We start from the raw sequence: 7,597 nt of genomic DNA on the forward strand, positions 1-7,597 counted from the left end.
ATGCCTGAAAGCGTGCGTATTGCCTGAAAACACAACCCGCTACGGGGGAGACTTACCCGAAATCTGATTTATTCAACAAAGCCGTCGGTAGCTTACAAACATCACCTCCAGATTATGATGGCTGACCAGATATAAGGCACGCCTGAGAGCAGAAATTATCCAGCCAGTTTCATTACCAAATGCTCCGCCTCCGACCATAGTCACATATACTCTCGGATTGCCTGTAAGCCGGTAGTTCAGAACACCTGCCAGCAACGTTGCTTCGTAACTGGCTTCCAGTACCAGCGATGCAAAAGGAGCCCAGTCTTCCCGGGGAGATGAGTTATACGCGACAGGTAAGGCAGAGCAGAGAGCCTGAGACACAAACTGATCTTCAGGTACTCCTGGTATAGTGACTTCAGTATCTGAGTGCAATCCGATGCGTAACTCCTGTCTGAGCCTGTCCCGCATTTGCTCATCCAGCGATGCAATATAACGGCTAATAGCCTGCACCGTATTAGCCGACATCAGGGCATACCCGTTTTTCATTCGTATGCCATCAAGGGGTCAGTTTGGAGATCGGAAATTTTTGTACGTTAAGCGCATTATTTAACCAATCTTGGTTCGTAAGGGGTTGATTTTGCGTCAGTGGCTATCGCTTTTAAGTTGTCGCTCTTGCAGTATCGCATTTAGGTTATCCGATTAAGGTCAAACCTCTGAAAATGCCGTATAGCGCGGGAGTACACCCTATTGCTATAGGTAAGTCTGTTCAAAAAACAGGCTTACCGTACAATAATTCTCTATATCCAAACTGACCCCGTTCAGACGGCTTCGAGTTCAACTGCGACAACGGTGAAAAACTGCGGGTCACGTTCTCGCTGGACTGCTGTGACAGAGAGGCCATAGACTGGGCAGCGAGCACGGGAGGCTACGACAGTTCGACGGTGCAGGATGTGATGCTGAGGTCGGTGGAAAAGCGCTTCGGTGACAGGTTACCGGACACACCGGTGCAGTGGCTGACGGACAACGGTTCAGCGTATACGGCGTATGAAACGCGGAGGTTCGCCGTAGAGCTGAATCTGGAGCCCTGCACAACAGCGGTGAGCAGCCCACAGAGCAATGGTATGGCTGAACGGTTCGTGAAAACGATGAAGGAAGATTACATCGCGTTCATGCCCAAACCGGATGTGAGAACAGCGCTACAGAGCCTTGCAGCGGCGTTCAATCACTATAATGAAAACCACCCGCATAGTGCGCTGGGATACCACTCTCCGAGGGAATACCGGCGGCAGCGGGCATCGTTAACTTAAGATACAAAAGCTGTCCGGAAATGGAGGGGCAAGATCATCGCACCCTCCCGCACCAGCACCTTCTCATGCCGACGCCCCAGTCTGCGGCGGTGCTTTCGGCGGCACCGCGCCCCGCTGGTAGGTCGCATCGAACACTGTGTCCGTCAGCCAGCGCTTGAAGTTGGAGTTGTCGCTGAACTGCTTGAACAACTCGGTGTGGTCGGAAAGCAGCTCAAGCACCACGCGGTTGAGCGCCTTGTCGTGCTCCAACTTGGCGTTCTGCTTGTCGGAGTTCGCCTGCGCATTCTGGTAAGCCTTGTCCTGCGCTACTCGCGCAGGGATTTCCTCGGTGAGGACCTTGCGGATTTTGTCCTCGTCCTTCCACTCGATGTTGCCGAACAGGTCGTTGAAGGTCTTGATGATCGCGGAAAGTTTGTCGATGTCTGCCTCGCCCTTGCCGCCACCGCCGCCCGGCGGCACTGGCTCGACCGTGGCGTCGGCGTCGGCCATTGCCATCTTCAGCGCCGCTTTGGCCTCCACCCTGTAGCTGTCCATGTCGATAGTCTCCAGCACCCCTCTGGAGAGATCTTCCTCTTTGGGTGCTGGCAGCTTGGGGATGAGGAAATTCAGGAAGATCGAGAGCTTCTCCCACGTCGGGTGGCCGTAGCTCAGAATCGCAGCAAGAAAGCCGTAGCTGCGCACGAAGGCCTTGGCTTTACCCTTAAACTTGACCTGATCGTCCTCGCCGAGCTTGTCGGTGTATTCGGCCACGCACACATCGAGGATGGGGTCGAGTTTGTCCCTGTCTTCGCCACTCAAGTACAAGGTCACCAATTCTTCCACCTGTTGCCAGCTATACACCTGCTGCCCGTCGAGTTCAGCCTTTAGGTCGTGCAGTTTGTTGGCGTCGGTTTCTCCAGTCTGGATGGTAGCGCGATAATAGTCCTGGAACGCTGCCTTCACCGCCTCGGCGTTGTCAGCAAAGTCGAGCACGAAAGTGTCGTGCTTTTGCGGATGAGCCCGGTTCAGACGTGACAGGGTCTGCACCGCCAGAACGCCCGCCAGTGGCTTGTCCACATACATAGTGTGCAGCAAGGGCTCATCGAAGCCGGTGACAAACTTGTTAGCAACGATGAGGAAGCGATACGGGTCTTGCTTGAGATTTGCCGGAATGTCCTTACTTGGAAACCCATTGAGATCGGCCTCGGTCTTCTTCTGACCACCAATCTCGAAATCACCCGAATATGCCACGATAGCTTTGTACGGGCTCTTGATCTGTGTGAGGTAATCCGACACCTCGCGCCAGTAGTCGATGGCCCGCTCAACGCCGTTGCACACGATCATGGCCCGCGCTTTGCCGCCAATTTTCTGCTTACCCACAACCTGTGCGATGAAGTGATCGACCATGATCTCGGCCTTGCGGCGGATGGCCTTGTCGTGCGACTCGACGTAGTGGCGGATCTTCTTCAGCGCCTTCACCTTATCGAACTCCGGATCGTCCGCCACTGTCTTAGCCACTTGATAGAAGCTGTCGTAGGTGGTGTAGTTCTCCACCACGTCGAGGATGAACTTCTCCTGGATCGCCTGCTTGGTGGTGTAGGTCAGTTCTTCGGGCGAGCGGGACTGCACCTTGTCACCGACCAGGGTCTTCTCGCCGAACAACTCCAACGTCTTGTTCTTAGGTGTGGCAGTGAACGCGAAGTAGCTGGCGTTGGCCAACAGTTTGCGCGAGGCAATACGCTTCTCGATTTCCGCGTTGACTGCATCCTGCGTGCTGTCCTCCTCGAACTCCTCCGCAGCAACCTTGCCGCCGAGGGCTTCGTGCATCCGCGCCGTGGTCTTGCCGCCTTGGCTGGAATGCGCCTCGTCGATCAACAGCGCGAAGCTCTTGCCTGAGAGGTCGCCCAGCTCATCGAGGATGAACGGGAATTTCTGCACCGTGGTGACGATGATCTTCTTGCCCCGGCGCAGATACTCGCGCAGCTCCTGCGCGTTGTCGGAGTGGCCGAAGATCGCCGCCACATGGTCATAACCCTTGATGGTGCGGGCGATCTGTGTGTCCAACGCACGCCGGTCGGTGATGACGATGATGGAGTCGAACTGCACCGTCAGCGGATCGTCCTTGCGGCGCAGCTCCACCAACTGGTGCGCCAGCCAGGCAATGGTGTTGCTCTTGCCGCTTCCTGCCGAATGCTGGATTAGGTAACGATTACCCACCCCATCCGCATGGGCGCGGCGCAGAAGGGCTCGCACCGTGCGCAACTGATGGAAGCGTGGGAAGATCTGCTTGCGCTTCTTGCGTTTCTTGCCGCCAGCGTCCACTTCTTCCTCTTCTACCACCTGCGCGTAGCTCTCGATGATGTTGGCCAGCGACTCGCGAGTCAGCACCTGCTTCCATAGGTAATCAGTCTTCAGACCATCCGGATTGGGTGGGTTGCCAGCGCCGCTGTTCCAGCCCTGGTTAAATGGCAGGAACCACGAGGCCTTGCCCTTCAGCTCGGTACAGAACGCAGCCTCCACATCATCCACTGCAATGTGCGCCACACAACGCCCCAACTGGAACAGCAGCTCCTGCGGGCTGCGCGTGGTCTGGTACTGGACGATGGCGTCGGCCAGGGTCTGCTTGGTCAGCGAGTTCTTCAACTCGAAAGTCAGCACCGGCAGACCGTTGATGAAGATGGCCAAGTCTAACTCGTTGCCGGATTCGTTGCTGTAGCGTACCTGTCGGGTAACGCTGAAGATGTTCTTGCCGAAGGCGTCTGCTGCTGCTGCGTTGCCCGGCGTGGGTAGCAGCTTGTAGAGATCGACGTGTACGGGGCCGTGGCTAACCCCCTTGCGAAGCACATCCACCACACCGCGCTTGGTGATCTCACCTTGCAACCGGTGCAGGAACTGAGTGCGCTTGATGCCGTCCGCCGCCAGTTCCAGCGTGTCTACTGCCTTGGGCTGGGTGGATTGCAAGAAGGCGAGCAGCTGTGTCACATCCAGCGCCACGTCGCGGTTGTAGTCAGTGGGCTTGCCCTGCACGTAGCCGTTGTGGGTGGCGGCGAAGTCCGTGGGAGCCAGCTCATGGCTGTACTCGGGCTGCGGCACACCGGTCAAGCTGCGTACCACGCGCGCCTCGAACCAGCGCTCACTGGTGTCAGTTTTCGCCATCGCCATCCTCCTCCTCGGTCACATCATCTGGGTCATCGCCGAGCGCAGCCAGCGCCGTGTCGTCCACCACGTCGTCCGGGCCGGGCTGCCAGCCCCGCACGTCCACTTGGCCTGTGACCACATCGGCAATCAGGCGGTCGCGGTATTCGCGGATCAGCTTGATTTCTTCTTCGGTACGGGCGATGGCGTCGTCCAGCGGCTGGCATTCGTCGCTGATCCACCGGCAGATGGCTTTTTGTTCTTCGATGGGAGGGACGGTGAACGGAATCGTCACGAGCTTTTCGCGCGTCAGGTGCGCGATGCTGACGCGGTTCACGATGGCATTGAAACGGCCACGCTTGCCATAGGTGAAAAACTGGTGAAACAGGAATTCCGGCAGCATCATCGGCTTGGCCGCAACCCGATGCACAGAGTTCTGGATGTAGCACTCCGGCAGTTCATCGTTCCACATGCAGGCCCGACCAACTTCTCCGCCTTCGCTGACCAGCAAGTCACCCTTGCGGACGCGGAGCTGCGCCATCTCAGCTTTGGCTACCCACATTTCCTTTACGTCGCGCACATCGGGCTTAATCCACTGCACATTCGTGGAGCGCAGGTAGGGCTTGAAATCCCCATCGCCAGCCTTGGCTTCCGTGGTCAGCATCTTGCCCAAGACCACGTTGGCCACGTTCTTCAGCCTTTGCACTTCCCAGTGCTCCGGTACCTCACCCAGCCATTCGATGCCGGACGGCTTCAGAGCCACCGATGAATCAAGGCCGCGCGTGACAGCGTGGTCGATAATTCGCAGCTTCTGTTCGGTGAGCAGCTTGATCAGATCGCGCTTGGTCTTGATGAAGCGGGCCATGTGCGCATCCTGAGCGCGCAGGTAAGCGACGATTTGGTCCTGCTCAGGGCGCGGGGGCTGGATCAGCGCAATGTCGAGGAACTGATTCGGGTACAGGCGCAGGCGCGAGGATCGGATGCCGGTCGAGCGTCCGATGTATTCGGCCACGTAGGCGCGGGTGCGCAACAGGTAGTCGAGATACGCCGGATTGAAGCTATCGGCGTGATGCGGGCGATACAGGGGTTCGAGGTCCAATGATGTAAAAAACCACGCTAAGAGGTTAATTCATTGTTTGTATTCAAATTTAATGGTCTTAACTCGCCCTTCAGAATATCTTCCGGTAACGAAAACGTATAATGTCCCAGCATATTTATATGGCCATGTATCAGCGGCGATAATCTTGCCAGATGCTCCTCTTCAGGTGTTTCCCCCGATTTGCGAAGATGTGACAACGCCTCCTGCATGTAAAGTGTATTCCACAGCACAACCGCATTGGTCACCAGACCCAGAGCACCGAGTTGATCTTCCTGCCCTTCACGGTAGCGTTTTCTAATCTCACCACGTTGTCCGTAGCAAATGGCTCGAGCCACTGCATGGCGTCCTTCTCCCCGGTTGAGCTGAGTGAGGATCCGACGCCGGTAATCCTCATCATCGATATAGTTGAGAAGATACAACGTCTTGTTGACCCGGCCCACTTCCATAATCGCCTGAGCCAGACCAGATGGTCGGCTACTTCTCAACAGTGAACGAATAAGCTCTGATGCATGGATGGTCCCAAGCTTCAGTGAGCCCGCCATTCGCATCATTTCATCCCATTGGGATTCTATTTTTGACAGTTCAACACATCCCCGGGCCAGCTCATTCAGGGCACCATAATGTGCCGTTTTATCTGCCCGCCAGAATATCGCCCCGCCTGCATCGGCCAGACGAGGGGAAAACTGGTAGCCCAGTAACCAGAACAGGCCAAAAATGATATCGCTGGATCCTGCCGTGTCCGTCATAATTTCTACCGGATTCAGCCCGGTCTGCTGCTCCAGAAGCCCTTCCAGTACAAAGATGGAATCACGAAGCGTCCCGGGAACTACAATGCCATGGAAACCGGAGTATTGATCGGAGACGAAGTTGTACCAGGTGATACCGCGTCCTGAACCAAAGTATTTACGATTTGGTCCGGAATTAACCGTTTTAACCGGTGTGACAAAACGCATACCATCTGCGGAGGCAACCTCACCACCTCCCCAGTACCCCGCGAGCGGCAGCGTGGACTGAAAATCAACCAGCCGTGCATTAGCGGTGACCAGCGTTTCTGCCCTGAGATAATTTTGTTTAACCCAGCTCAGACGATGGCGAGTAAGCGCGGGAATATTATGCTTTATCAGGGGTTCATGCCCTATATTGCAGGCTTCTGCCAGCAGTGTTGCGCACAGACTGACCTGGAGATCCTGCGCCCGAGCACCTGATTCACTGACGTGGCTGAATTCGCGGGTAAAACCGGTTCGGGCATCTATTTCAAGCAACAGCTCCGTCAGATCAACCGGAGGGATCAATTCTCTTACCCGACGATTCAATTGTATCAGTGCCGGTGGCTCATCCAGTTTATCCAGACTGCTAATCGTCAGTGAGGGATGCTTACCTTCATTGCTTATGCTGACCGCTGCGTTGCAGGCAAAACGTGAAGCCACTGATTTCCATGTGTCATCAAGCCGCGTAGCCAGTTGTTCTGCTGCTTTAGTTCCGTCTGATGGATGACCCAGCGCCCGACATACCGGGATGCGTTGTGCCTGCCATTCAGCTCCCTGAAGCAATTTTTGACGCGGGTCCCCCCACCGATCACTGTTCTCCAGCCAGAGATCACGACGGCGCAAAGAATCTTGAAGGCGCTCGAGAAGACACAGCGAGTAACCCGCTCGTAGAATCCTACCATCTCTGTCGTAGACCAGACGTTTCCATGGGCCGGAAATGATTTGCTCTGGTGCATCGTCGAGAATTCGCTTTTTTGAGCCACTCAGTTCGGCCAGATAATGGATTGCTGACAACGTGAGCTCCCCGGCCGGGGCGGCCTGAAAGTGTAAGTCACGCAACATCGCGGACAGGAAACGCTTCACCCGTCCATATTGTTCCACCATTTCATCCTGAAACTGAGTATCTTGCGGGCGCGCCAGCTCATTTACCTTGCCGACGGATTCAGCCAGTTTGTCCTTTGGTATGCGGCGAAAAATAGCCTGCCGCAGAGCTGCTTCATCGGTGTTCTCATCAAGTAATAACGTGGGCACTGTTGCAAATAGTCGGTGGTGATAAACTTATCATCCCCTTTTGCTGATGGAGCTGCACATGAACCCATTCAAAGGCC

3 protein-coding genes and 2 pseudogenes are annotated in these 7,597 nt (G+C 55.7%); 1 reads left to right on the forward strand and 4 read right to left on the reverse strand.

Annotated features, from left to right (window positions below):
* Positions 1 to 72: 72 nt before the first annotated feature.
* Positions 73 to 528 (reverse strand): hypothetical protein, encoded by a 456-nt coding sequence (locus AX755_RS17845; RefSeq protein ID WP_176483641.1) that lies wholly within the window; start codon positions 526 to 528, stop codon positions 73 to 75.
* A 272-nt stretch (positions 529 to 800) separates the two neighbouring features.
* On the opposite strand from AX755_RS17845, the pseudogene AX755_RS17850 reads away from it, so the two are divergent.
* A pseudogene (locus AX755_RS17850) lies at positions 801 to 1,289 on the forward strand (integrase core domain-containing protein); the annotation flags it as partial.
* Positions 1,290 to 1,352: 63 nt separating this feature from the next.
* On the opposite strand, the gene AX755_RS17855 reads toward AX755_RS17850, so the two are convergent.
* The 3 genes and pseudogenes from AX755_RS17855 to AX755_RS17865 all read right to left on the reverse strand — a co-directional run.
* Positions 1,353 to 4,424, reverse strand: a complete 3,072-nt coding sequence (locus AX755_RS17855) for a type I restriction endonuclease subunit R (protein ID WP_032676776.1) — start codon at positions 4,422 to 4,424, stop codon at positions 1,353 to 1,355.
* Positions 4,411 to 5,502, reverse strand: a complete 1,092-nt coding sequence (locus AX755_RS17860) for a restriction endonuclease subunit S (protein ID WP_197474128.1) — start codon at positions 5,500 to 5,502, stop codon at positions 4,411 to 4,413. Before AX755_RS17860 ends, AX755_RS17855 begins: the two co-directional genes overlap by 14 nt.
* A 17-nt stretch (positions 5,503 to 5,519) precedes the next feature.
* Positions 5,520 to 7,517 (reverse strand): annotated as a pseudogene (locus tag AX755_RS17865) (Tn3 family transposase); the annotation flags it as partial.
* Positions 7,518 to 7,597 lie beyond the last annotated feature (80 nt).

The sequence above is a fragment of the Enterobacter sp. SENG-6 genome, assembly GCF_001605945.1.
GTDB classification, from domain to species: Bacteria; Pseudomonadota; Gammaproteobacteria; order Enterobacterales; family Enterobacteriaceae; genus Enterobacter; species Enterobacter cloacae.